This window comes from Mesorhizobium ciceri biovar biserrulae (assembly GCF_001618845.1).
GTDB lineage: Bacteria > Pseudomonadota > Alphaproteobacteria > Rhizobiales > Rhizobiaceae > Mesorhizobium > Mesorhizobium ciceri.
On record NZ_CP015065.1, the window covers coordinates 19,966 to 44,299 of the forward strand.

The 24,334-nt window shown below is 62.6% G+C and carries 21 protein-coding genes; 11 read left to right on the top strand and 10 right to left on the bottom strand.

Features of this window, described 5'->3' with window-relative positions:
* Both cheB and A4R29_RS30020 read left to right on the top strand, forming a co-directional pair.
* Nucleotides 1–1,020, top strand: a complete 1,020-nt coding sequence (gene cheB / locus A4R29_RS30015) for a chemotaxis response regulator protein-glutamate methylesterase (protein WP_063173848.1) — start codon at nt 1–3, stop codon at nt 1,018–1,020.
* Nucleotides 1,021–1,033: 13 nt separating this feature from the next.
* A complete protein-coding gene (locus tag A4R29_RS30020; RefSeq protein ID WP_013525363.1) occupies nt 1,034–2,038 on the top strand; it encodes a response regulator in 1,005 nt (334 codons plus the stop codon).
* Between the two features lie 286 nt (nt 2,039–2,324).
* On the opposite strand, the gene A4R29_RS30025 is transcribed toward A4R29_RS30020, so the two are convergent.
* Nucleotides 2,325–3,356 carry a GlxA family transcriptional regulator gene (locus A4R29_RS30025; protein WP_024505318.1) on the bottom strand — a complete coding sequence of 344 codons (1,032 nt, stop codon included), beginning with the start codon at nt 3,354–3,356 and terminating at the stop codon, nt 2,325–2,327.
* A gap of 86 nt (nt 3,357–3,442) precedes the next feature.
* On the opposite strand from A4R29_RS30025, the gene A4R29_RS30030 reads away from it, so the two are divergent.
* Both A4R29_RS30030 and A4R29_RS35175 read left to right on the top strand, forming a co-directional pair.
* On the top strand, nt 3,443–4,849 hold the full coding sequence (locus A4R29_RS30030) for an FAD-binding oxidoreductase (protein ID WP_063173849.1): 1,407 nt from the start codon (nt 3,443–3,445) through the stop codon (nt 4,847–4,849).
* A gap of 227 nt (nt 4,850–5,076) precedes the next feature.
* Nucleotides 5,077–5,358, top strand: a complete 282-nt coding sequence (locus tag A4R29_RS35175) for a winged helix-turn-helix domain-containing protein (protein ID WP_244507021.1) — start codon at nt 5,077–5,079, stop codon at nt 5,356–5,358.
* A 208-nt stretch (nt 5,359–5,566) separates the two neighbouring features.
* Here the strand turns inward: A4R29_RS35175 and A4R29_RS35180 are convergent, their stop codons facing one another.
* The gene (locus A4R29_RS35180) at nt 5,567–5,824 is read right to left on the bottom strand and encodes a DUF1127 domain-containing protein (RefSeq protein ID WP_013525360.1); all 258 of its coding nucleotides are present in this window, start codon (nt 5,822–5,824) and stop codon (nt 5,567–5,569) included.
* Between the two features lie 122 nt (nt 5,825–5,946).
* On the opposite strand from A4R29_RS35180, the gene A4R29_RS30050 reads away from it, so the two are divergent.
* From A4R29_RS30050 to nadE, 5 genes are all read left to right on the top strand, one after another.
* Nucleotides 5,947–7,446 (top strand): winged helix-turn-helix domain-containing tetratricopeptide repeat protein, encoded by a 1,500-nt coding sequence (locus A4R29_RS30050; protein WP_063170503.1) that lies wholly within the window; start codon nt 5,947–5,949, stop codon nt 7,444–7,446.
* A gap of 1,249 nt (nt 7,447–8,695) precedes the next feature.
* Entirely contained in the window at nt 8,696–10,660 is a 1,965-nt protein-coding gene (gene asnB, locus A4R29_RS30055) for an asparagine synthase (glutamine-hydrolyzing) (RefSeq protein ID WP_063173852.1), read from the top strand.
* Entirely contained in the window at nt 10,657–10,923 is a 267-nt protein-coding gene (locus A4R29_RS30060; RefSeq protein ID WP_013525356.1) for an acyl carrier protein, read from the top strand. Before asnB ends, A4R29_RS30060 begins: the two co-directional genes overlap by 4 nt.
* A 26-nt stretch (nt 10,924–10,949) precedes the next feature.
* Nucleotides 10,950–12,494, top strand: a complete 1,545-nt coding sequence (locus tag A4R29_RS30065; protein ID WP_063174077.1) for a class I adenylate-forming enzyme family protein — start codon at nt 10,950–10,952, stop codon at nt 12,492–12,494.
* Entirely contained in the window at nt 12,491–13,498 is a 1,008-nt protein-coding gene (gene nadE / locus A4R29_RS30070) for an NAD(+) synthase (protein ID WP_063173853.1), read from the top strand. Before A4R29_RS30065 ends, nadE begins: the two co-directional genes overlap by 4 nt.
* A 48-nt stretch (nt 13,499–13,546) precedes the next feature.
* Here the strand turns inward: nadE and A4R29_RS30075 are convergent, their stop codons facing one another.
* A complete protein-coding gene (locus A4R29_RS30075; RefSeq protein WP_013525353.1) occupies nt 13,547–14,662 on the bottom strand; it encodes a hypothetical protein in 1,116 nt (371 codons plus the stop codon).
* Nucleotides 14,659–15,327 (bottom strand): N5-glutamine methyltransferase family protein, encoded by a 669-nt coding sequence (locus A4R29_RS30080; RefSeq protein ID WP_164752012.1) that lies wholly within the window; start codon nt 15,325–15,327, stop codon nt 14,659–14,661. Before A4R29_RS30080 ends, A4R29_RS30075 begins: the two co-directional genes overlap by 4 nt.
* Nucleotides 15,328–15,756: 429 nt before the next feature.
* On the opposite strand from A4R29_RS30080, the gene A4R29_RS35655 reads away from it, so the two are divergent.
* Complete coding sequence (locus A4R29_RS35655; RefSeq protein WP_063170507.1) at nt 15,757–15,951, top strand: hypothetical protein; 195 nt, start codon at nt 15,757–15,759, stop codon at nt 15,949–15,951.
* Nucleotides 15,952–16,284: 333 nt separating this feature from the next.
* Nucleotides 16,285–16,569, top strand: a complete 285-nt coding sequence (locus A4R29_RS30095; RefSeq protein WP_063170508.1) for an Hpt domain-containing protein — start codon at nt 16,285–16,287, stop codon at nt 16,567–16,569.
* A 15-nt stretch (nt 16,570–16,584) separates the two neighbouring features.
* On the opposite strand, the gene A4R29_RS30100 is transcribed toward A4R29_RS30095, so the two are convergent.
* The 6 genes from A4R29_RS30100 to A4R29_RS30125 form a co-directional block, all read right to left on the bottom strand.
* On the bottom strand, nt 16,585–18,009 hold the full coding sequence (locus A4R29_RS30100) for a glycosyltransferase family 2 protein (RefSeq protein WP_013525350.1): 1,425 nt from the start codon (nt 18,007–18,009) through the stop codon (nt 16,585–16,587).
* Entirely contained in the window at nt 18,009–19,046 is a 1,038-nt protein-coding gene (locus tag A4R29_RS35485) for a HEAT repeat domain-containing protein (RefSeq protein ID WP_063170509.1), read from the bottom strand. The genes A4R29_RS30100 and A4R29_RS35485 overlap by 1 nt, the downstream gene beginning before the upstream one ends.
* Before the next feature lie 2 nt (nt 19,047–19,048).
* The gene (locus A4R29_RS30110) at nt 19,049–20,791 is read right to left on the bottom strand and encodes a YaiO family outer membrane beta-barrel protein (protein WP_063173855.1); all 1,743 of its coding nucleotides are present in this window, start codon (nt 20,789–20,791) and stop codon (nt 19,049–19,051) included.
* Nucleotides 20,791–21,183 (bottom strand): response regulator transcription factor, encoded by a 393-nt coding sequence (locus tag A4R29_RS30115; protein ID WP_063174078.1) that lies wholly within the window; start codon nt 21,181–21,183, stop codon nt 20,791–20,793. The genes A4R29_RS30110 and A4R29_RS30115 overlap by 1 nt, the downstream gene beginning before the upstream one ends.
* A gap of 263 nt (nt 21,184–21,446) precedes the next feature.
* On the bottom strand, nt 21,447–21,824 hold the full coding sequence (locus A4R29_RS30120) for a response regulator (RefSeq protein ID WP_082826795.1): 378 nt from the start codon (nt 21,822–21,824) through the stop codon (nt 21,447–21,449).
* Between the two features lie 5 nt (nt 21,825–21,829).
* Nucleotides 21,830–24,265, bottom strand: a complete 2,436-nt coding sequence (locus tag A4R29_RS30125; RefSeq protein WP_063173856.1) for a hybrid sensor histidine kinase/response regulator — start codon at nt 24,263–24,265, stop codon at nt 21,830–21,832.
* Nucleotides 24,266–24,334 lie beyond the last annotated feature (69 nt).

Consider the following 24,334-nt stretch of genomic DNA (forward strand, 5'->3'; position numbering starts at 1 on the left):
ATGAGAATCGGCGTAGTCAACGACATGCCGATGGCGGTTGAGCTTCTGCGCCGGCTGGTCTTGTCGACCGGCGAACATCAGGTCGCATGGGTCGCGACCAATGGGCGTGAGGCGGTCGAGGTCTGCAGACGTGATCTGCCGGATCTGATACTCATGGATCTAGCGATGCCAGAGATGGACGGCGTGGAAGCGACGCGCAGAATCATGGCGGAAACCCCTTGCTCAATCTTGCTGGTGACCGCCAGTATCGAAGCCAACCTCGCCGGTGTCTACGAAGCAATGGGTCATGGCGCGCTTGACGCGGTCGATATTCCGTCAGTAGGCAACGAAGGTAACGCGTCCTCGCAATCCGCACGGCTTCTAACGAACAAGATTGCGACGATCGGCAAGCTGATCGGTGATGCGCCGGCCAAGACAAAAAGGCGGATGTCACGTGACGCTGAGCCGACACCTCGACGCTTAATTGCAATCGGCGCCTCCGCGGGCGGGCCGGCCGCCGTTGCCGCAGTCCTGAGTGCGTTTCCCGTTGATTTTGACGGCGCGATCGTGCTCGTCCAGCATCTCGATGCTCAGTTCGTGCCGGGGCTTACTGATTGGCTGGGACAGCATACGCCTCTCCCGATCCGTCCGGCGCGGGAAAAGGATAGTCCTCAAGCGGGCACTGTTCTCGTAGCCAGTTCTGCGGATCATCTGGTTTTCAAATCAGCTCAGCAACTTGGCTATACGCCCAGCCCCAAGGACAATGTTTATCGGCCGTCCGTGGATGTGTTCTTCGAAAGTGCGGCGCAATGGTGGCCTGGCTCGGTGATTGGTGTCCTGCTCACAGGCATGGGCAGAGATGGTGCGCGCGGGCTAAGACAGCTCCGCGACAAGGGGCATCTCACAATCGCGCAGGATAGAGCAACGAGTGCCGTCTATGGCATGCCGAAGGCCGCTGCCGACATCGGCGCGGCTGTTGATATTCTTCCTTTGAGTGCGATCGGCTCACGTATAATCGAAGCCTGCGAACGCTCCACGTGAAAGGGCTCGTCAGATGACGCAAGAACCAGAGCTGGTCCCGCCACTCGCAGATAACTATTCATCCATGGTTCTGCTCATCGATGATCAGATCATGGTTTGCGAGGCGGTCAGGCGTGCTTTAGCCAACGAGCCCGATATTTCCTTACACTTCTGCACCGACCCGTTGAGAGCAATGACAGTCGCGGATGAGGTAAAGCCAACCGTTATCCTGCAGGATCTCGTCATGCCCGGCGTCGATGGGCTGCATCTGGTGCGAGAATACAGGAAGCATGCGTCGACGCGCGCGGTCCCAGTCATTGTGCTGTCGAGCAAGGAAGATCCAGCCACCAAGGGTGAAGCCTTCGCTGCGGGAGCGAACGACTATCTCGTCAAACTGCCGGATCGTATCGAGCTGATTGCACGTATTCGATATCACACGCGGGCTTATCTGGATCACGTCCAGCGAGACGCGGCATACCGAGCGCTGAGGGAAAGCCAGCGACAGCTGATCGGTGCAAATCTCGAGCTTGAACGTCTGACGCGGATCGATGGCCTGACGGGCCTCGGCAACAGGCGCTATTTTGATGAATATCTGGCGGCCGAATGGAAGCGCGCTTTTCGCGCACAGTCCCCATTGTCGCTGTTGATGATTGATGCCGACAACTTCAAACGATACAACGATACCTATGGCCATATGGCCGGCGATGAGGTGCTCAAGCAAATCGCCCGCGTAATCCAGAGCGGTTCCGGCCGCTCCACCGACCTAGCTGCGCGGTACGGAGGCGAAGAGTTCGTGGTCGTGCTGGTCGACACTTTACTGGAACAATCCAGTGCGATCGCAGAGCGGCTCGTCCAGGGCGTGCGGGAGTTGAACATACCCCACGGCCCGGATCGTGTGACCATCAGCGTCGGGGTTGCAACAGCGGTGCCCACCGCGGACGAGACGCCAAATGATTTCGTCAATGCTGCCGATTTGGCCCTATTTCGTGCCAAATCGGAAGGACGAAATCGTGTCGCGGTTCATATGTCCCGCAGCTAGACAAGCTGAACGTACTTCTCAGGCCAAGATGGAACTTTCTGAGCGTACGTTGAACGCGCCTGGGCTCGCCCGGGCCTTCAAGAAGCTCTATGCCGACCAGCTCGCTTACTTTGCGGCTGGAGCTCGAACCCATCGTTAATGACCGCTGGGCGTCCGGTTCTGGGTGGGAACGTGCCGGTTCGCCTGATCGCTCGAATTTCTGCTTTTGGGATTCCGCTGGGGCCAGCTCAACGGCTGACTTGAGGCGCAAAGCGGAATATCGGCATCGCGCCGCGATGGTTGAGATTCAATCGCGGCTCAATGCTCGCCGGAGAGCACCGAAGCGAATGCGATATTGCGCCGGCGTCACCCCGACCTTGCGGCGGAAGAGACGCCCGAAAAAACTCGCATCCTCATAGCCGACTTCACTCGCCACCGCTTCGACCGGGAGATCGCCGGTCTCCAGCATCTGCTTGGCTTGCTCGAGCCTGAGCGCGTGGATGTAGTCGATTGCCTTCATTTCCGTGGCCTTGGCGAAGCGGCGCACGAAGGAGCGCTCGGACAGGCCTGACAACTTGGTCATGGCGGCGACGGGCGAGGGCGTCCGGTAGTTGCCTTCGGCCCATTTCTGGCAGCGGTTGATCACCGCGTCGTCGGTCTGGCGAAAGCGCATCAGCGCGGCGAAGGGCTGTTGGCCCATGTCGTGCCACTGCAGCATGTAGACCTTGGCGACCTGCATCGCCTCCTTGAGGCTGACGAAGCGCGCGATCAGATAGAGGGCGAGATCCTCCCAGCTCGAGCCGCCCCCGGCCATGACGATGCGGTGGGCCTCGCCGGTCAGCACGAGTGACTGGCCCGGCTTCACCTTAACGCCGGGATAGTTGTTCGTGAGCGTCTCGACATAGCCCCAGTGAATGGTGGCATCGCGATTGTCGAGTAGCCCGGCCTCGCCGAGCAGCACCGCGCCCGAACAAGCGCTGGCCAGCATGGCGCCGTCGTCATGCGCTCGCTTCAGCCATGCGGCTTCGGCGTCATACTGCCCGGCGACGCTTTCTCCCGGATTGACGAAGAAATCTGGAATACAGACGATGTCGGGTGGCGGGCAATCGGCAAGGCTGTGATCTGGGCGCATCCAGATGCCGTTTGCAGCGCGAAACGGGCTGCCGTCCCCAGCAACCACATAGGGCCGCATGCGCGGCGTGCCCGCCGCACCGCTGGTTATGAACAGGAAATCCCTGCCGGGCGAGGAAAACAGGTCGAACATGCCGTAGATCGTGGAGGCGGTAGCCTCCGGAACGGCAAGGATCGCCACATTCAATGGGCCGATCTGTTCAACCATGGCAGAAATGACCGCCTTTCAGCATTTTCGACTTTAGCGGCCCTGCCCGCGCCGCGCTAGCGTGTGTGAAACGAGAAGACCGCCACATGGCCGCCACCGCTACCCTTGCAGCATCGAGCATCGAAAGCTTCCGTTCCATCATGCGCGGCGAGGTGCTGGAGCCGTCGAGCCCATCCTATGACACGACGCGGATCGTCTGGAACGGCATGATCGACCGACGTCCCGCTCTCATCGCGCGCTGCCGGAGTTTTGCCGATGTCGAGGCGTCGGTGAATTTCGCGCGCGAAGAGCGGCTGGCGATCGCGATCCGCTCCGGAGGCCACAATGTTGCAGGCTACGCCGTCTGCGACGGCGGCCTGATGATCGACATGTCGCTGATGAATGGCGTGCGGGTCGCGCCCGGCCTCGATCGTGTCTTCGTCGAGGGCGGCGCTATTTGGGCCGATGTCGATGCGGCCACCACCCCGCTTGGTCGCGCCACGCCGGGCGGCCTGATTTCGGCGACGGGCGTTGCCGGCCTGACTCTTTCCGGCGGCATCGGCTGGCTGCGCGGCAGCCACGGCCTCAGCGTCGACAATCTGCTGGCGGCCGATCTGGTGACCGCCGATGGCCGCCTCATCCATGCCGACGCGACCCAGAACCCGGATCTCTTCTGGGCGCTGCGCGGCGGCGGCGGCAATTTCGGCGTGGTGACGAGCTTCGAGTTCAAGCTGCATCCGATCGAGCCGGAGCTGATGTTATGCGGTCCGGCCTATCCCGAAGAGCGCGCCAACGAGATCATTCCACTCTGGCGCGACTTCATGCAGACCGCACCCGATCGCCTGAGCGGCCTAGCGGAATTCTCCACGCTGCCGAACGATCCCTCGATTCCCGAGCGTGCAAGGGGCCGGCGCGTCCTGGCGCTTGCGCATGTCTATGACGGACTGGCCGACGAGGGCGAGCGGGTCGTGGCGCCGTTGCGCAGTTTTGGGGAACCGCTCGTCGATTTCAGCGGCCGCATGCCATATCGCACCATCCAGTCGCTCTATGACGGGCTGTTCCCGAAAGGCCGCGACCGCTGCTACTGGAAATCCACCTACCTCTCGCGCCTCGACGACGAGGCCATCGGGGAGATCACGGTACGGATGGCGAAGCGGCCCTCCGAAATGACCTTCGCCTCGATCTGGAAGTTCGGCGGTTTCGTCCAGCGCGTTGCAGCCGATGAGACTGCCTTCGGCGACCGCTCCATGCCCTTCATGCTCAGCCTCGATGCCATTTGGCCAGGCGCTGACGAGGACGATGCGAACATCGGCTGGGTTCGCAGCTTCTGGCAGGACGTGCAGCGCTACTCGACCGGGCGCCTCTATCTGAACTTCCCCGGCCATGGCGAAGGAGCGGACCTCGTACGCGACGCCTTGGGAGCCGAAGCCTATGGGAGGCTCGCCAAGATCAAGCACAGATACGATCCGGACAATCTGTTCCGCCTCAACCAGAACATCCTGCCAATGCACTAACGCACAATTCAAGTCGGCGTACGGTAGCGACTCTCGCTGGGCATTTGCCAAGTCACGAACGGCTTACGATCATTCGCCGAAATCCGAGCTCCCCGCACGCGCTGGATGATGATCAGTCTTCGCAGCGCGAAACCGTGCTAGGTTGGACTGCGGCTTCGTGCTTGAGGGGAACCGGCTTGAATAGCTCGCCGCCTACAACGTTCGTACTCAACGGCGTGACCGCCGACGTGAGTAGGGAGACCTTGCGCGACCAATGCAACAGGAAAATCGCAGTTCGCCACCAGACCTTCGCGGTACTTCGCCACCTTCTGGAGAACGCTGATCGCGTCATCACCAAGGACGAGTTGATGAAGGCGGTCTGGAACGGGCTAGCCGTCACCGATAACAGCCTGGTCCAATGCATTCACGAGATCCGTGCGGCGCTCACGACAGTCGCCAGGCCGTCGTGCAGACAGTGCCGATGCGCGGTTACAGGTTGGTCCTTCCCTCAAATGCCGGACCAAGAATGATTACAATTCTGGCGGCAGAATTGGCCGCCGAGGTCCGGCCGGCAGGCCAGGATGAGCGGAGCATTGCTGCACCTACCACGGCCTACAGGCAGGTCCTTGATCGGCTACTGATAGAACATGCCGGTCGTGTCTTTGCGGCGTCGATGAGACAGTACTTGCGGAGTTTGCTGGCCCTGTGCAGACAATCGTTCACAGCTATGGATGCAAATCACGCCTTCCAGAACGGCTTTTGAAGTTCCGCCTCGACGGCAGCCAGGGTGAGACCGACGTCGTCGATCCGCTGAGGCCCATCTTCCGCCAGTCGCTTCAGTTCCTCGCGATAGTACTTGCGCTCGCGCCAGACCGCGACCAGGCCGCGCAGGGCGAAGAGTCTCGCCCAGACCGATACCGGTTCAGTCGTCCACGTCGGCTGTTCGCTCCAGAGAGACTGGTAGAGTCTTGAGGTAAGAGAAAGCTGCGTGCTCATTTGGCTCGTCCTTTCTTGGTGCTGCTAAAATCGATAACGCTACTTTGGCGGATGAGCGGACCTGCGTACTAAAGCGCGGCCGAAACTGTTCCGAAAAATTCCGAAACGTTTAATATGGCGGGATGCAACGGGTTCACCTCACCTTTGGTCCGTTCGTGCTCGACCCTGAGAAGGGGACGCTCCTGCGACATGAAATACCGATCTCCATCGGGCATCGCGGCATCACGCTGCTCGCCACGCTTGCGGCCCGGCCCGGCGACATCCTGACCAAGGCCGAGCTGATGGAAGCTGCCTGGCCGGGCCTAGCGGTCGAGGAAAGCAATCTCACCGTCCAGATTGCGACGCTGAGGAAGGCGCTCGGCCCCACCGACCAAGGTGGCGACTGGATCGCCACCGTGCCTCGCGTCGGCTACCGCTTCACCGCGCCTGTCGAGCGCGTGGAAGGTTCAGTGCAGCGACCAATCGCGCCGTCCGGCAAACCCACCATTGCCGTGCTGCCCTTCGCCAATTTGAGCGGCGATCAGGACCAGCATTATCTGAGCGACGGCATCACCGAAGATATCATCACTGAACTGGCGCGTTACCGGTCGCTCGTGGTGATCGCGCGTAATTCATCTTTTCAGTTTCGTGGGCCAGCGCCGGAGGGCGCGGAAGTCCACCGGCAACTCGGCGCGCGCTACCTCGTCGAGGGCAGCGTGCGACGGCTCGGGAGCCGTATCCGGATCACGGCGCAGCTGATCGACGGCGCCAGCGGCTTCCATTTGTGGGCTCAACGCTACGACAGGGCGCTTGAGGACATCTTTTCGGTTCAGGAGGAGGTGGCGGCCCTCGTGGCTTCAACCGTCCAAGGCGCCGCCGAGGCAGATGCGACTAGCCGCTCGCGGCGAACGCCGCCGGCCGATTGGGCCGCCTACGACTACTACTTGCAGGGTCGCGCGCACTACCATCAGTATGAAATGGACAAGGGCGAATCCATGTTTACCCGGAGCGCCGAACTCGATCCGACTTTTGCTCAAGGGCATGCCTATCTAGCGCAGTGCCTGGTTGCGCGATTCTGGTACGACCGCGATCCTCGTACGCTGCAAAGTGCCTTGCGGTCTGCGCGCACAGCGCTCCTGCTCGACCGGAATGACGGCATCTGCAACCAGAGCATGGGTCTCGTGCTTGTACATATGCGCCAGCATGGGGATGCCGGACTGCATTTCCAGCAGGCCCGTACGCTCAATCCGCACGACGTCAACATTGCCGGAGACTATGCAAGCTGGCTCAACTACGGCGGCCAGCCTCAGCAGTCCTTGGCGGTCCTCGAAAGGGCCATACTGCTCGACCCGTTGCCCCCGGTCTGGTTCTGGGAGGTGAAGGGAAGCGCGCTCTTCCTGCTCGGCCGATATGCCGACGCCATCGACGCTTATCGGAAGGCCGGCGACCAGTTCTTCATCCATGCCTTTCTCGCGGCGGCCTACGCCCATCTAGGCGAGATGGAAAACGCGCATGTCGCAGTCGAAGCCACACTGAGGCTGCAACCGGACCTCTCGCTTGGCTACCTTGCCCACCTTCCCTTCGCAGACCCATCTTCCTTCGAACACTTCCTCTCCGGCTTCAGAAAGGCCGGCTTTTTATAGGATCCAGCCGGTCCGACAACTCATCGCCGCAGTTGCGTGCATGTGAGCAGTAAGAAGGACGACGGCAATGATAATCGACAGGACAACCTCCCATACTGTTGGAACCTGACATACGGGGTCATTGCTGGATCAGGCCCGTCGTCCAGCAACGCAGTCATGTTACCTTTGGCAGACCGTCCGCTTTCGGGCGAAGGTAAAGTTTGCCGAACGTCCGAGATCAGGCGCATTGCTGCCGCCAGCCGGCAACCGCTGCGAGGGTGAGGAAGGACAATGGGATTGTGCCTGGCGCCAGGTCGCTCGCGTCGAGAAGAAAGACCCGCCATGTGGAAGCTGCCGGACCCGATCACCACGGTCGGGCGTCACGGCATCCTGTTCGGGACCGCCATACTCCCATGAGTGCCAGCGACGGCTGGTTTCAACCTTCGGCAACAATATCTGGTTCGTCCTCGTGCATGTAAAACTGGAAAGAAACGCGCAGTCGCGACGTTCTCTACATTGCGGTACTTGACATGGACTTCGTGTCCACGGTGCCCGGAATGTCAGGCGCACGCGTGAGTTCACCAAGTGGGTTCTCTCGCTACCCGGCAGTGAGGCTGCCTCGCCTGGTCCGCTCGGATTGCTACCAATACCAGCTGTGTTTTGGGCATGCGTTTGAGGGCAAGTCTTCAGAGCCTCGCCGGACAGGTGGAAATGAGTCGGTGCGATCAGGATGGACAATTGTGCTCGAACTTGTCATAGCCGACGTCTTCGCGGCCCGCCATGCACTCGACGGCGATGGTCATCCCGGCTCCAACCTTGAAGCTGTTCTCTGGCACTAACCATGGTCCGCCCCAGCCCAGTCCGAAGGAATGGCCATGGATTGGGTAGCCGCAAAAAATTCCGCGGCCGTCAAGAACATCGAGTACTGCCTTGTACAGATCGCTTGCCGTTACGCAAGGCGGCATGCGGCCACGCCTGCCTCAATTCCGGCAATGGCACCGTCGTAGATTCATTCTGCCGCGCGGACCACTTTCCCCGACAACGACAGACCTTGAGAAGTCCCAGACGTAGCCCTCGACATCATCCGAACACGACGCCAAAGGCGCCATTGCCCTCATCTCGCGGCAGATCCAATGCTCACGCAAGGAATCAGCCGTCGGCGGCCGCTCAAAATTTACCATTCTCATGAATAGTCCTAAATATTTAACACCTACCGATATCTTGGCGGCTATAGTCCGAGCCGCGCTGGTGGACTTGGAAATATCTCGGCATGTGCGGTTTTAGCGGCTATTTCGGCACTGTCCGGGATGGGAGGGCGCTCCTTGAAAGGATGACGGCTGCCATTGCGCATCGCGGCCCCGATGAGCAGGGGTTCTTCACCACAAAGGCGGCCGGCCTCGGCCATGCGCGGCTGTCCATCGTCGGTCTCGGGGACGGCCAGCAGCCGATGTCCGATGCGACGGGCGATCTGACGATCGCCTTCAACGGCGAGATCTTCAACTATGTGGAACTGCGCGAGCAGCTTCGCGCGAAAGGCCGCCATTTCCGGACAGCCAGCGACACCGAAGTGATCCTGCATCTCTATGACGAGATGGGGGAGGATTGCGTCTCCGCGCTCAATGGCGATTTCGCCTTTGCGCTCTGGGACGGCCGCCGCCGCCGCATGCTTCTGACCCGCGACCGCATGGGGGTCCGGCCGCTCTTCTATACAAGGCAGGGCGAACGGCTTTTCTTCGCCTCGGAGGTCAAGGCGCTCCTCCAGGCCCCGGACGTCGCGGCCGAGATTGATCCGGTCGCACTCGACCAGATCTTCACGCTCTGGGCCCCGATCGCGCCGCGCACGCCCTTCCGCAATATCTACGAGCTCGAACCCGCAAGCCTGATGATCGTGCAAGAGGGCAGCGTCTCAACGCGGCCCTACTGGAGTCTGGAGTATCCCGACCGGGACGCGCCGCCCCGGCACCGGGACGAGCGTGCCGCGGCCGAGGAACTGCGCGCTCTACTGACGGAGGCGACCCGCATGCGCATGCGCGCCGATGTGCCAGTCGGCGCATATCTGTCTGGCGGCCTCGATTCCTCCATCACATCGGCGCTGGCGGCGGGCATGGCGCCGGGTGGCCTCAGGACCTTCTCGGTCACCTTCGATAGCGCCGAACATGACGAGAGCCCCTTCCAGATCGAGATGGCCCGTGCGCTCGGCACGCATCACAGCGCCGTCGCCTGCGGGGAAGGCGATATCGCCGCCGTCTTCCCTGACGTTATCGGCTTCACAGAGCGGCCGATCCTGCGAACTGCCCCTGCCCCGCTCTACAAGCTCTCGAGGCTCGTGCGCGAGGCCGGCTTGAAAGTGGTGCTGACGGGCGAAGGCGCCGACGAAGTCTTTGCCGGCTACGATATTTTCAAGGAGGCCAGGGTTCGGCGCTTTTGCGGGAGACAGTCCGGCTCCCGCATCCGGCCGCATCTGTTCCGCAAGCTCTACCCCTATCTTCCGGGCCTGAGGCAGCAATCGGCCGAGTACCTGTTCTCCTTCTTCGGGGCTAGCGGCGCGACGCTTGACGATCCGCTGTTCTCCCATCGGCCGAGGTTCGACGGCACGGCGGCGACGAAGCTGTTCTACTCGGGCGATCTGCGTGCCACATTGTCCGGATATGACGCCGCCGAGGAGCTCGCCGCGCGGCTGCCCGAGGCGTTCGCCCGCTGGCATCCCTTGCATCAGGCGCAATATCTGGAAGCCCGCTTCCTTCTCCCTGGCTATATCCTGTCCAGCCAGGGCGACCGCATGGCGATGGCCCACGGCATCGAGGGCCGCTTTCCCTTCCTCGACCATCATCTGGTCGAGTTTGCCGCCGGCCTTCCTCCCGAGATGAAGCTGAAGGGGCTCGTGGAGAAGCATATTCTGCGGGAGGCGACCAAAGACCTGCTGCCGGCCGCCATCGGCCGGCGGACCAAGCAGCCCTATCGCGCACCGGATAGCCAGTCCTTCGTTGGGCCGGGCACGAGGGACTATGTCCAGTCGGCCCTGGGCGACGCCGCAGTCAGCGCCGGCGGGCTCTTCAATCCGAAGGCAGTGGCAAAACTACATGAGAAATGCAGCCGCCAGCCGGCCTCCGGCTTTCGCGACAACGCGGCCTTTGTCGGCATCCTGTCGACGCAGCTGTGGCTGACGACTTTCACCGGCACAGGCATTTGCAACGCAAAGGCCGCCTGGCACCACCAAGGAAAGCGAACGACATGACCGATACGATCCAAGACGCAGTGAAGGCCTTTGTCATCGAGAACTTCCTGTTCGGCGACACCACCCACGCCCTCGCCGATACGGACTCGCTGATCGAGAACGGCATCATCGATTCGACCGGCGTTCTGGAACTGGTGGCCTTTATCGAGGACCATTGCGGAATCACAGTTGCGGACGCCGATATCGTGCCGGCCAACCTCGATTCACTGGCGCGCATTACGGCCTTCATCACAGCGAAGACCGCATCGCTCGTCGCGGCGTGACGGCTGGCAACGGAAGGCCCGAGCTCATGCGGGTCGAGCAATTCCTCATCACGAACGCGGCCGCGCATGGCGCGAAGACGGCGCTTGTCACCGACCGGAAGCGGTTGCGCTATGACGAGCTCGACGATCTGTCGAACCGGCTTGCGACCGCTCTCGCCGAGAATGGCGTGCAGCGCGGCGACCGCGTTCTCGTCTTCATGGACAATTGCTGGGAAGCCGCCGTCTCGATCTTCGCGGTTCTCAAGGCGGGCGCGACCTTCAGCCCGATCAACGCCTCCACCAAGGCCGACAAACTCGCTTATGTCATCGACGATTGCGAGGCTGCGGCGATCCTGATCCAGGCCAAGCTGATGCCTGTCGTGATCCAGGCGCGTGCGCTGTCGGACCGGCCGCTCTTCGTCGCGTCGACGCAAGCGCCATCCAGCCATACGCCGGATGGCGCTGCCTCCTTCGAGGATTGTCTCAAGGTTGCGCCCGTGCCCATTCGCCATGGCGGGATCGACATCGACCTCGCCATGCTGATCTACACCTCGGGTTCCACCGGCCGCCCCAAGGGCGTGATGATGACGCATCGCAATATCGATGCCGCGGTCGAATCCATCACGACCTATCTGCGCAACACCCGTGACGACATCATCCTCAATGTCCTGCCCCTGGCTTTCGACTACGGCCTCTATCAGCTGCTGATGGCGACGAAGCTCGGCGCGACCCTCGTCCTCGAAAAATCATTCGCCTTTCCGCAGGCCATTTTCGAGCGCATCCGCGCCGAGAAGGTCACCGGTTTCCCGCTGGTGCCGACGATGGCGGCGCTGATCCTGCAGATGCGCGATTTGGCGCCGGGTTTCCTGCCGAGCCTTCGCTATATCTCGAACACCGCCGCTGCCCTGCCGCCGGTGCATATCGCCCGGCTGCGCGAGCTGTTCCCCGGCGTACGGCTCTTTTCCATGTACGGTCTGACGGAATGCAAGCGCTGCACCTACCTGCCCCCGGAGGAGCTGGACCGCCGGCCGGGTTCCGTCGGCATCGCTATTCCCAACACGGAAGCGATCGTCGTCGACGATGAGGGCAACCGCGTGCCACCGGGCGTGGCGGGCGAGTTGGTCATCCGCGGCCCGCATGTCATGCAGGGCTATTGGCGCAACGACGTGGCCACGGAGCAGATGCTGCGTCCCGGGCCGCATCCCTGGGAAAAGCGGCTCCACACCGGTGACCTGTTCCGGACGGACGAGGACGGCTTCCTTTATTTCGTTGGCCGCAAGGACGACATCATCAAGACGCGCGGCGAAAAGGTCGCCCCCAAGGAAGTCGAAACTGTGCTGCACGCCCATCCAGGCATCGTGGAAGCCGTGGTGACCGGCGTGCCGGATCCGGTGCTCGGCCACGCCATTGCCGCCCTCGTCGTTCTCTCGGACGAGACCCTGAGCGAGCGGGACATCATTCGCTACTGCGCCGTTCATCTCGAGGATTTCATGGTGCCGAAGCTCATCGAGTTCCGCCGCGAGTTGCCGAAGACCGATACCGGAAAGGTCAGCCGAAGGCTGGCGGCCGAAACGTTGGGGACTGCACAATGAACCTCTCCCTCGCCCCGAGCCATCCCGCCTTCTCGACCGACGCGCTGGCGCTCGACAGCGCTGCGGAAACCGACCGCATCGTCGCCGGGTTGCGCGAGCAGCTACGCGGCATGCGCAAGCGCGGGCTCGTGCTCGGCCTCTCTGGCGGCATCGATTCCAGCGTCTCGGTCGCGCTCGCCGCCCGCGCCGTCGGCGCTAAGAACGTCTTCTGCCTGTTCATGCCGGAAAGCGACTCCGATCCCGACAGCCTCCGCCTCGGCCGGCTGGCCGCCGAAACCTTTGGCGTCGAAGCGATCGTGGAGGATATCGGCCCGACGCTGCACGCGATGGGTTGTTATCAGCGGCGGGATACCTTCATCCGCGAGCTGGTGCCGGAATACGGGCCGGGCTGGGCCTCAAAGATCGTCATCGCCAATTCACTCGCCGGGGAGGGCTACAACATCTCCTCGCTGGTGGTGCAGGACCCCGAAGGCCGGCAGACGAAGCTGCGCATGTCGGCGGCGGTCTATCTCGGCATCGTCGCCGCCACCAACATGAAGCAGCGCACGCGCAAACAGATCGAGTACTATCACGCCGACCGGCTGAATTTCGCCGTGCTCGGCACGCCGAACCGGCTCGAATACGACCAAGGCTTCTTCGTGAAGAATGGCGACGGCGCGGCTGACGTCAAACCGATCGCCCATCTCTACAAGAGCCAAGTCTATGCGCTTGCCGCCCATCTCGGCATTCCCGAGGAAATCTGCCGCAGGGCGCCGACGACCGACACCTATTCCCTCGAGCAGACGCAGGAAGAGTTCTACTTCTCCCTGCCCTATGACCGCATGGATATTTGCCTCTTCGGCCTGAATAACGGCCTTTCAGCCGCGGACGTCGGCGCCGCCGCGAAGCTGACTGCGGTCGAGGTCGAACGCGTCTGGGCCGATATCGCCGCCAAGCGCCGGGCGACGCGCCATCTGCACCTTGGCCCGCAGCTCGTCCGCCCCGTCGAGGAAATCGCCAGCTGAGATCGGCGCGACCATCGGGATTACGTCGCCGCGCGGGCAAATGACGGCCTATTCGAACTGCTCCCCGGCCAAGCGATTCCAGCGCTCGCCGGCCAGCCCGTTGAAGAAGCCTTGCGAGCTCAGAAACGCGTTCACCAGCTCCTCGTCGCGCGAATGCACCACGGTCGAGGCCGGTTGAGTGAAGGCGACCCGCCGGCCCAGCATCGCTGCGAGCAGAGCGGGTTGCGTCCGGCCGCGCAGCCCGGCGGCGCCGCGCCGCGCCGCATCGCCAATCAAGCAGTCGACGACGGAACCAGCTTGCCCCGGCAGGGCCAGAACCTGCAGCACGCGCGCCATCCTGCCCGGGCGGGTGTGATAGAGGAAGGCGCCGACCAGCGCCCCGCTGGGGGAGGAGACGGACGCGAACACGGCATCACCATAGTCCGGCTTCTGGGAAGCCTCCGCGAGGATATGCGCAAGCTGCTCGGCGCTCCAGTCGGGGCGGAGCGGGAACTGCCGCGTCAACGGGTCCAAAAGAGCCGCAAAACCGGCTTGATCGATTTCGGCTACCTTGAGGCCGCCCTTGCCATTCCAGAGTTCCGGGACCCCGGACCAGCGCATCTCGTTCTCCTGCATCCGTCCGCGAAGATAGCGATCGAGTCCGCGCGCGAGCGGGTCAAGCAAGCGCACGGCGCCGGCTCGCCGCGAGGCTAGATCGAGCAGGAAGGCCGAAGGCCGGATGACCCGGATCCAGTCCAGGCTGTATTGCGGCAGGGCGACCCCGCGCAGTTTCGTCCACATCTGCGTCGAGAGGGCATTTGCGGTTTCGCTGAAGGAGATGTCCTGCGGCCCGGCCAGGAATGTCCTGAGCAGCCTTGCGCCGGCCATCGGGTCGTTCGCCCGCGGTTCGACCATGAGCGAACCACAGATGGCGGCGCGCAGCTTGCACTGGCCATGCCTCATCGGCAGCACATTTACGCCGACAAAGCCTGAAATGTCGCCTTCGCTCGCAATATGGACGAGAGACGCGATCTCCGGATCGCAGACCGGGCCTTCGAGATAGTGCCAGCGCAGATAAGTCTCGAGCGCCGGAGGCGGCGGCTTGCCACCGTCCCGGAAGGTTCTTTGAAAGAGCCCGGCGACGGCCGGAATATCCGCAGCCTGCAGGGGACGAATCTGGCTCATGCCAAACTCGCGGAGGATGAGATCGCGGGCGAACCGTTCCCAAGCTTGCGGAGGAGTGCGACACGCGGCATTCCGACCTCATCCTTGGCGAATGTCACGGGTTCATAGGCCTTGGCTCTGGCTATCAGGGCAGCCACCTGGCGGTCCTGCCCCTGCCCGAACTCGAACAGCAGCCAGCCATCAGGCTTGAGGAAATCGGTTGCGTCCCGGATCAGCCGCTGTTGGATCGAGATGCCGTAAGGCCCCCCGTCGAAGGCCTCGCGCGGCTCGCCCTCAAGCAGATGCGCGCTCTCGCCTTCGAGGCGCGCGGTCGAGATATAGGGCGGATTGCAGACAATCATGTCCGCTGCGCCGATAAGCCCATCGCCCTCCAGCGCACCGAACAGATCCCCTTTCCGGATGGTGACCCGGTCCTGAAGGGCCAAGCGTTCGGCATTGCTCCGGGCGAGCGCGACCGTGCTGTCAGTCACGTCCACCCCCCAGACGCGGGCCGACGGAACTTCCGCGGCGATCGCCAGAGCAAGGTTGCCGGAGCCGCAGCACATGTCGATCACCATCGGGCCGGGCGCGCGATCGCCAAGAATCGCAAGCGCCCTCTGTCCGAGCAACTCCGTTTCCTGACGCGGCACGAGAACGCCCGGAGCCAGTTCGAGCATCACGCTCATGAAACGATGCAGGCGGGGCGTAGAACGGCCGGCTAGGGCTGCTGCTCTGTGCGGCACGGCGGTTCCTTACGTCATCCGACAGTATTGCATACACAGGACCTATCGCGCTCCGGTAAACGGCTGCTAAAGATATCGCCGCCGATACTGCGCAGCGCACCAACTCGGCCATATAGATGCGGCGTTGGTGCGCGGATATGAAATCGAACGCATTTCGGTCTTTGAAGTTGCCGATTGTAGCTGCCGGACTTGATGTCGGACAGACTCCGGGCGTGCGCACGCCAGCATGCGGTTGAGTACCGCTGCAACCGACGGCAACCTCGGTCTGCTGAGCGGCGAACGAATGAGCCAGCAAGCTCCACATACTTCAATTGCATCTGCACGGGGAGGCAGTCTGTGGATTCGAGGCGTGGTCTCGGCTAAGCATACCCGATGGACGACAGATCCTCGTTTATGAAATCCAGCATCGACCATCTCCCGCCGCCAAAGCAGCGCGAGCTGACAAGAACGGTGGAGGTGCTGCTTGAGGAGTTCGACGACGCGCTGAAGGCTGGTGATGGTGAACAATCGCAAGCTGACCGATTTCGCCGGCTATTGGCAGTCTGCGGCCGACCGCCTGATGCGTGAATGAAGACACCCGTCAGCGTCACCGTCCACTCCCGCCGGGAGGTGAACACTGCACTCAGGGAAGGTCAGTACTTCTTTGTCGACATCCGCCGTGAGGGAATCGTCTCTACGAGCTCGACGGGGAGCCGGTCACTATTCCAGTTCCTACAGGCCCCGTGGAGGCCTTTCGGATGGGAGGGGACTATTTTGCGGGCCGCCTGCCCCAAGCAAGAACGTTCGCTGAGAGTGCGGAGTTCTTCGCCGGCAAGGGCAGACAAGAGAGAGCCTTCGTTTCACTCCACCGAATTCTATGCTTGAATGTCTCTGAAACCTGGTCGCAGAGCGCCTCCCACTTTGAACGATCCCTTCGCCCCCCTACGGCAACGTTTCCTGGCCAGGTGCGCCGCTCAACTGGCGGAGTTGAAGGCGGCGCGGCACACAGTCCTTTTGAAGGGTTCCAACGCCTCACTGATTGCGACCGCGCACTCGCTCGCCGGAGCCGCGGGAACGTTCGGGTTTGCGGAGATCAGCGTACAGGCATCGGCGCTGGAAACACTGCTGATCGAGCAGCCGGATGACGGGGCCGTGCATGCCGCACTCGACGGGCTTATCGAACAGCTCGAGCATACGTTGAAGTGACTTAACCGAAAGGGCTCACTTCTTAGGTCCAGTCAGGCCGGTCCTGGTCATCTCGCCCCAGCTCTGGTCGGCGCGTAGATACTGCCACCAGCCCTTCACGCGCCATAAATTGTTGAGCTGGCGGTAGCCGAAGTTCTCGATCACTGCCACGGCCGTGAGCACGGCGAGGTCCCGCGCGCGCGGAAAACGCTGAAGCTCGGCTTCTTCGAGGACCAGCGAACACACGCTCACGCAAACGCCGTAGGTGAAAACCAGCGATGTGAACGCCAAGAGATACTCGGTCGAAAGGATGCCGAGCAGCCAAAAGGTCGGAATGAGCACATAGCCCAGGACTTCCGAAATCGGCCCCAGCACATCAACAACCAGTATGTGACCAAAGCCGAGGAAGCCAACACGCCCATAACGGGGGTTGAAGAGCATGGAGCGGTAACGGAAGAAGCATTCGAGCGCACCGCGCTGCCAGCGCGTGCGTTGTCTGGCAAGAACGCGGAGTGACTCGGGCGCTTCGGTCCAGCACACCGGCTCAGGAATGAACTGGATGCGGTATTTGCGTTTGGTGTCCATCATGTGACGATGCAGCTTGATCACAAGATCGAGGTCCTCACCCATCGACCCACCGGTGAAGCCGCCAACCGCTACCACTTCGGCGCGGCGGAACATGCCGAAGGCGCCGGACACCAGCATCAGCGTGTTGATGCGGCTCCAGGCAAGCCGCGCCATGAGAAAGGCCCGCAGATATTCGACCACCTGAAACAGGGGCAGCAGCCGGTTCGGCAGCCGGACCTCACGCACCCTGCCACCTTCGATCCTGGACCCGTTGGCGATCCGGATCGTGCCGCCCACAGCGATGGTGCGCTCTGGATCGTCGATGAAGGGCTGCGCGGCACGCATTAGCGCATCGGGCTCGAGGATGGAATCGCCGTCGATCACGCAAAACAGCGGCGCGCGGCAGACGTTGACGCCGGCATTCTGGGCATCGGCCTTGCCGCCATTTTCCTTATCAACCACAAACAGCCGTTCGGTCATCGGCGAGGAATAGAGACCGCGGATCGGCTTGTGCGTCAGGGCCTCCTCATAGGGCCGATGGAATTTCACAAGCTTGAAGCCTTCGATAAGGCGCTGCAGAGTCTGGTCCTTCGAGCCGTCGTTTATGACGATCACCTCGAAATTCGGATATTCAAGCGCCAGCATCGAGTGCACGCTCTCGACTACGTTCACTTCCTCATTGTAGGCGGGTACCAGGAGCGCGATTGGCGGCGCGACGTCCCCATAACGGCGCCACAGCAGCGCCGAACGCGCGACTGGCGGGCGCTTGGACAGCGCGTAGGCGGCAATAATAAGCTGCAGCAGGTATACCGCCGTCTGCGCCAGCCCTGCCCCAATGATGAACCAGGACAGGATGGAGGCACCCAGGACGATCTCTTGGCTCCAGTCGAACATCAGGCGGCCGGCCCCTCGGCAAGGATCAGCGAGGCGGTGCGCTGGCGGCGCGAGACCTCGCTGGTGGCGATCTCGCGCAGCACCTGCTCTCCCTTCTGGCCGAACGAGCGGAGCGCGTTGGCGGCGGCATAGCGCACAGTCCATGCCTCGTCGTCCATAAGCTGCGCGAGGGGCGCGGCGAGTTCAGACAAGCCGAGGCGGCCCGCCGCATTGGCAGCGTCTGCACGCACATTCCAGCCGCCAATTTCCATCGCCTTGGTCAGGATGGCCGTCGCATTGGGATGTCCGGTCAGCCCGAGTGCCCGCAATGCGGCTGCGGCAACCTCCGATGACGGATCGCCGGCCGCGCGGGCAAAGAAGTCGCCAAACCGGAACCCGCCGTTGCGGGCAAGTGCATCGATTGCGGCCGCTCTAATGAAAGGCACCGCGCCCTGAAGTCTGGCGTAATCCTCAAGTTCGCCGAGCCGCTTCGGCGGAAAGCGCCTGAAAAGCTCGATCAGGCGTCGCGAGCGCTGTCCCGCCACGCCGATCTTGCGCAGCGTTATGACGAGCGGCGGCAAGGCGCCGAGATCGCAGAGCGCGATCGCGACGGCGATCCTGACCTCGCGTGATCCGTCGCGGTCGAGTGCCGAAAGCAGGCTTGCCACTGCGTTTTCCGAACGCAGCGCCGCCAGCATCTCGGTCGCGTGGATGCGTTCGGCGGCGTTGCCTTTTTCCAGTTGGGTACTGACAAGCGCCGGCAGGCCACATTCGTTGAAGGCTGAGAGGAGCTCGTCGTGCTCCTCGCCGCGCAACAGCGAAATAAACTCGAAACCGGCATCGACCGCCACCCTCGCCGGCACCGCAAGCAGCGCCGTCTTCAATGCCTCGCGATCGCGATTTTCGGTGAAGGCGATCAGCGCCGTCAGAAGAAGGCGCCGCTGATCGGCGCCCGTCGTCCCCCGGCGCTCCTGCAATACCCGACGCACGATCAGTAGAAGCATGATCGCCAGGGAAAGGGCACTGAGCAGGATGGATAAGTGCCAGATGTACAACATGATCAGAACCGCGTGGTTAGGCCGAGCCCGAATATGGTTCGGTCGAATGTCGGGCGCTGCTCATGGGCGAGGCTGCCGCGCAGCGTCAGCGGATCGGTGGCGTCCCAGGAGATGCCGCCAAAGACGGTACGCGTCGGCACCAGCGTGCCGTCGGAGATCTCGGGGGCATCTGCATAACCACCAAAAACGTTGACGGCCGGGGTGACTGCAAGATCGGCCCGCAGCACATAGCCATCGGCGCGTGTGCCGATATCGTCGGCTGGGTGAACCCAACGGGCCGAAAGCCCCAGCCGGCCGTCCAGGACATAGGCCTGCACCCAGGGCGAGATTGTGGTGACCTCGGCGGTGACGAAATTGTCATAGCGAGCATCGATGTTGAGCGAGAACGGACCGAGCGCTTTCGCGGGCGCCATGATCTGCCACGAAGCGCCGGCGCCGATCGAATATCGGGCCAGGAAATCGGCATCCGGCGTCGCCGCTGCCAGCACATAGGCCGAAACCGTCGGCGAAAAGGCCTGGTCGATGCGGCCGTCGATCTGAACATCGGTGCGACCGTAGCGGGTCGCCATCCGGGTGTGGCTTGAAATGGTTGTCTGCGGGGTGAGTTGATAGGCAAGGCCAACCGAACTGTCGGTCCAGTCGCCAAGCCCCTCGGTGAGATCGCTGACTTCGCTGCCCAGATCGAGTCGCCATTTGCGCGGCGGCGGCGCAGCCAGCCTTTGCACGATATCGGCAGAGCCCGGCTCGATGGCGAGCGCTTGGCGGTAGGCTTCCCGCGCGGCGAAGTCGTCGCCACGCGCCCGGCGCAGGTCGCCGATCCCCACCAGCGCCTCGGCATTGTGCGAATCTACCGCCAGCACCCGCTGAAAATACTGCTCGGCCCGCGTGTAATCCTGCTCGAGCAGGGAAATTCGCGCGTCGAGAGCCATCGCCTCGACATTGTCAGGCGCGGTGCCAAGCACATCATCGATCATCGCGCGAGCGCGCGGCACGTCGCCCTGCCAGATCGCCAGGCGCACCTTGCCGAGGCGGGCACCGAGAAGGCGGGGCCTAATGGCCAGCGCCTGGTCGAAGAACTGCCCGGCATGGTCGAATTTCTGCTGGGAGCCAGCCACCAAACCGATGGCGACCAGGATATCAGTGTTTTTCGGCGCCAGCCGGAGGGCGCGGCGATACGCATTCTCCGCCTCCGGCAATTGTCCCGCAGCCCGCGATCGTCGGCCCTCCTCCATCAGGCCGGCGACGGGATCCGGCCGCGGCGGGCGCGGTATCTTCCTCGCGGTCGCAGGCTTCGCCTTGCTGCTGCCGGCCCGCTGGGCTTTGCGGATGTTGGCAACAAGGGTACTTGCATCGGCATTGCCGGGCTCGGCACGCGACACCTCTTCGGCGAGCGGCAGGGCGGCGTCCGGATTGCCCGAGCGGAACTCGACCTCGGCCATGCCGAAGCTGGCGTCCCGATAGGTCGGGGCAAGGGACAGTGCCTTGGAAAAGGATTCGCGCGCCGCCGGCAGATTGTTGCGTCCAAGCTCGGCGAAACCGAGTTGCACCAGGGCGTCGGCATTGTCGGGCCTGAGCGCCAGGGCTCGCCGGAAAAGATCCGCCGCCTCCTCGAAGTGCTGCGCTTGCCTGGCCTTGACGCCGAACTCGTAAAGTTCATCCACCGTCTGCGCCAACGCCGCGCCCTGGGGCGCAGCGATCGCCAGGACCAGCCATGCGGCAAGGGCTGCGCGCCGGCCGCGACGCATCAGCGCTTCCCGCTCTTTCGCGCGAGCAGACGCGCAAGCCGGGCCAGCAGCTCCTCGGGAATGAATGGTTTCACAAGATAGTCGTCCGCTCCCTTCTCCAGGGCCGAGACGATATCCCTTTCGCCCTTGCGGGCGGTCAGCATGACGACCGGAGTATCGGACAAAGCCGGATCGTTTTTGATGCGGGCAAGCACCTCCAGGCCGTCGGCCTTGGGCATCATCGCGTCGAGCACGATGATGTCCGGCGCCTCATGCTCCGCCTTCAAGAGCGCTTCCGCGCCGTCTACTGCCTTGATGACCTCATATCCCTTTGCCCTGAGCCTGAATTCCATCAGCTCGATCAACAAGGGATCGTCGTCGCAAATCAGAACTCTTGCCTTCGATCCGTTCACCAGCCTTGCTCCGGTTCCGTCGCCCCCCGGAGTGATCAACCCATGAACCGACATCCGCCAATGCGGTTCATGCAGACAGAAATATTCTTCTCAGCTCTCTCATCGACGTCCGCCGATGCCACCGCGATTATAGACAACCTGATTCGCTGCGCCTGCACCCTCGGCACAATCAGTAGATGAATAAGGCGACATGGTATAGGAGCCCTGAACGGCATCGCACAGTCTGCAGCCAGACCGCGCTCGGCGGCCAGTCAATCGTCGACTCAGGCGCGCGACAGAAGCAATCTTTTGACTTCACCGGCAAGCGCAAGCGGGTCGAACGGTTTGGCGATCACCCCTACCGCGCCCATTGCCAGATAGCGTTCGACCTCATGCGTCTGGGTGCGCGCGGTGATGAACACCACGGGTATCGAGGCCGTCGCGCCAGCCTCGGCCAGACGCCTCAGCGTCTCCGGCCCATCCATGTCCGGCATCATCACGTCGAGCAGAATGAGGTCGGGTTGCCATTCGGCGGCATCGGCCAGTGCCTGCATGCCCGAAGAACAGGACCGCACCTCGAATTCCGGCTCGAGCTCCAGCGACATCTGGGCGATTTCGCGGATATCGTCCTCGTCATCCACATAGAGGATCCTTGCGCGCATCAGCATCACTCCTTGGCGTTCGCGGCAAGCCGGGTTCGGGACGTAACCAACATGCTCCTGACCAGCTTTGCCACATCGATCTCCGACGCCTTGGTCTTGGTCATGATCGCCTGCACGCGATCGCCGAGTTTCTGGTCGAGCTCCGCCGCCGAAAACACGATGACCCCGGTCTCCAGCGGCAGATCGACGAGGAGATCCAGGCCAGATCCGTCGGGGAGTGCAATGTCCAGGATGATCAGATCGAAGCGATGCTTCGCGACCGCCTGCCGAGCTTCCTGCAGCGTCTTTGCGGATGTGATCGAGACGCCCGAGCCCAGCCCCTCCGACATAACCGCAAGCACGCCCTCGTCGTCTTCGACATGCAGGACCTGTGGCCTCGGCTCGACCCTGCGGCCGACGATCTTGGCGAGAGCAGCGTGAAGCCGTTTCGAGTCCACCGGCTTCTCCAGCCAATCGATGATGCCGACGGCGCTGCCGTTCAGCGAGCGCCTGGCCTCGTCGGCGACGGCGGAGATGACGATGACCGCAATGTCGGAATTCACCGGTGATGCCCTTAAGTCGTGAAAGAGCTTGATGCCGGATTCCCCCGCCAGCTTGATGTCGAGCGTCAGCGCTACGTAGTCGCGGGAGCTCAGGAGCGCCTTGGCGGTGTCGATATCGGGCGCGACGTCGCTGGAAAAGCCTTCCGCATCGAGAAGTGCCGCGATCACCGCAGCGATGTCGGGCTCGTCCTCGCAGATGAGGACACGCAGGCGGCCATCGCGCTTGCGCGCCCGGCGCTCGACCAAAACCGGCTTGTCGGCCTGCCTGTGCGCCTCGGGAAGGTCGACGTGAAACGAGGTTCCCTGGCCTTCCTCGGTTTCGAAGGAAACGGCGCCCCCGAGCTTTTCGGTGATGGACTTGACGATGCTCAAGCCCAGGCCGGTGCCGCCAATTTTACGGGTGCTGGAGGCGTCCGCCTGCTCGAACTTTCCAAATATACGGCTGCGGAAAGCCTCCGGGATGCCGGCGCCCTGGTCCACCACGGAAATGCGCAGCATGTCGCGGTCACGACGCTGGAATTTCACAGTGACGGTCCCATCGGTGTGCGAGAACTTGATCGCATTCGACAGGAGGTTCGCCATCACCTGATGCAGGCGATCCGGATCGATGTTGGCCTCGGCGCGCGCGGCATCATCGACCAGAACGATCCTGATCCGACTGTCGGCCATGTAGTTGGAGCTGGCGGCAATGGCCTGCTCCAGGACCTGGCGGACAGGCATCTGCTTGATCTTGAAGGTGATCACGCCCGATTCGATCTTCTCCATGTCCAGAATGTCGTTGATGAGAAGAACCAGCCTTTCGCTATTGGTGTGGGCGATGTTGACGAGATTGGCGGCCTTGGGCGGCAGTTCGCCGGCCACGCCGGCCGCGATCAGGCCGAGCGAACCCCGGATAGAGGTCAACGGTGTGCGCAACTCATGGCTGACCGTGGAAATGAAATCGTTCTTGAGCTGGGCGGTGCGTTTCTGCTCGGTGATGTCGCGATTGTAGGTGATGACACCGACGATCTTGCCGGACTCGTCGCGGAACGGTGCCTTGAGGGTGTAGAGCCAGCCTTGCCGGCCATCCGGCAAAAGCGCCGGCTGATCGATCCGCAACGTCTGCCCGGCCTCCAGCGCGCCCATCTCATCCTGCCGGAACCGTTCCGCGACTTCTTTCGGATAGAAATCGAAATCCGTCTTGCCGATCAGATCGTCGACTGAAGCGGCGCCAACCATTTCGGCGGTGGCCGGATTGGCGGCGATGAAGCGGCCGTCGACATCCTTTATGTTCAGGCAATCGGGCAGTTCGCGAACCATGGCCCGGTAGGTCATGTTGGACATCAAGAGCTCCCGCCGGCGCTGCTGCCGATCGAGCAGGACGCCGATGATGATTGTGCTGAGGAAGCGGAACACGAGCGACGGGAACGTGCTCTGCTGCACCAGGCCGGCGACGGCTTGCGCGGGGATGACCAGAAGCGTGATCAGCCCGGCGAGAGCGACCGTTACGCCCAGACCGAATATGTCGTACATGGTGCGCGAACGGGCCGCGACGATGTGATGCCACGCGATACCGACGATTGCGGTGATGAGGATACCCATGACCCCGGCGCTGGCGCCCTGCCCGCCGAGATGGACGCGATAGGCAATGGAGCCGACCGTGGCGATCAGCATTGCCGGCCATCCGCCGAAGAACGCGGCCGCAGCAATGAAGGCGGCGCGCAGATCGACGACGAAGCCGGAGACGGACAACGCCGTCGCCATCGAAATGATCGCGCCCACGCACATGACCACGCCAAGAAGCAGCGACTGCATCCGCTTCGAAAGGCGCCCGGTGAAGTCCGCCACAAGGTCCCAGGCGACCACTAGGATGGAGACCAGTGCAAGATTGGCGAGGAGTGACTGCCAGATCTCGATCATGACTTCGGCTCCTTTTTTCCGATAGATAGCGCCAAAACCTATCCGAGGTCTAAAGAAGCTACAGCCCGG

What these genes read in the sequence shown, in the direction of transcription:
- A4R29_RS35485 (WP_063170509.1), bottom strand. Translation starts at nt 19,046, where the DNA reads ATGTTGTACATCTGGCACTTATCCATCCTGCTCAGTGCCCTTTCCCTG.
- A4R29_RS30065 (WP_063174077.1), top strand. Translation starts at nt 10,950, where the DNA reads ATGCGGGTCGAGCAATTCCTCATCACGAACGCGGCCGCGCATGGCGCG.
- A4R29_RS30050 (WP_063170503.1), top strand. Translation starts at nt 5,947, where the DNA reads ATGCAACGGGTTCACCTCACCTTTGGTCCGTTCGTGCTCGACCCTGAG.
- A4R29_RS30060 (WP_013525356.1), top strand. Translation starts at nt 10,657, where the DNA reads ATGACCGATACGATCCAAGACGCAGTGAAGGCCTTTGTCATCGAGAAC.
- A4R29_RS30075 (WP_013525353.1), bottom strand. Translation starts at nt 14,662, where the DNA reads ATGAGCCAGATTCGTCCCCTGCAGGCTGCGGATATTCCGGCCGTCGCC.
- A4R29_RS30100 (WP_013525350.1), bottom strand. Translation starts at nt 18,009, where the DNA reads ATGTTCGACTGGAGCCAAGAGATCGTCCTGGGTGCCTCCATCCTGTCC.
- cheB (WP_063173848.1), top strand. Translation starts at nt 1, where the DNA reads ATGAGAATCGGCGTAGTCAACGACATGCCGATGGCGGTTGAGCTTCTG.
- nadE (WP_063173853.1), top strand. Translation starts at nt 12,491, where the DNA reads ATGAACCTCTCCCTCGCCCCGAGCCATCCCGCCTTCTCGACCGACGCG.
- A4R29_RS30110 (WP_063173855.1), bottom strand. Translation starts at nt 20,791, where the DNA reads ATGCGTCGCGGCCGGCGCGCAGCCCTTGCCGCATGGCTGGTCCTGGCG.
- A4R29_RS30125 (WP_063173856.1), bottom strand. Translation starts at nt 24,265, where the DNA reads ATGATCGAGATCTGGCAGTCACTCCTCGCCAATCTTGCACTGGTCTCC.
- A4R29_RS35655 (WP_063170507.1), top strand. Translation starts at nt 15,757, where the DNA reads ATGGACGACAGATCCTCGTTTATGAAATCCAGCATCGACCATCTCCCG.
- A4R29_RS30025 (WP_024505318.1), bottom strand. Translation starts at nt 3,356, where the DNA reads ATGGTTGAACAGATCGGCCCATTGAATGTGGCGATCCTTGCCGTTCCG.
- A4R29_RS30020 (WP_013525363.1), top strand. Translation starts at nt 1,034, where the DNA reads ATGACGCAAGAACCAGAGCTGGTCCCGCCACTCGCAGATAACTATTCA.
- A4R29_RS35180 (WP_013525360.1), bottom strand. Translation starts at nt 5,824, where the DNA reads ATGAGCACGCAGCTTTCTCTTACCTCAAGACTCTACCAGTCTCTCTGG.
- A4R29_RS30080 (WP_164752012.1), bottom strand. Translation starts at nt 15,327, where the DNA reads ATGAGCGTGATGCTCGAACTGGCTCCGGGCGTTCTCGTGCCGCGTCAG.
- A4R29_RS30120 (WP_082826795.1), bottom strand. Translation starts at nt 21,824, where the DNA reads ATGCGCGCAAGGATCCTCTATGTGGATGACGAGGACGATATCCGCGAA.
- asnB (WP_063173852.1), top strand. Translation starts at nt 8,696, where the DNA reads ATGTGCGGTTTTAGCGGCTATTTCGGCACTGTCCGGGATGGGAGGGCG.
- A4R29_RS30030 (WP_063173849.1), top strand. Translation starts at nt 3,443, where the DNA reads ATGGCCGCCACCGCTACCCTTGCAGCATCGAGCATCGAAAGCTTCCGT.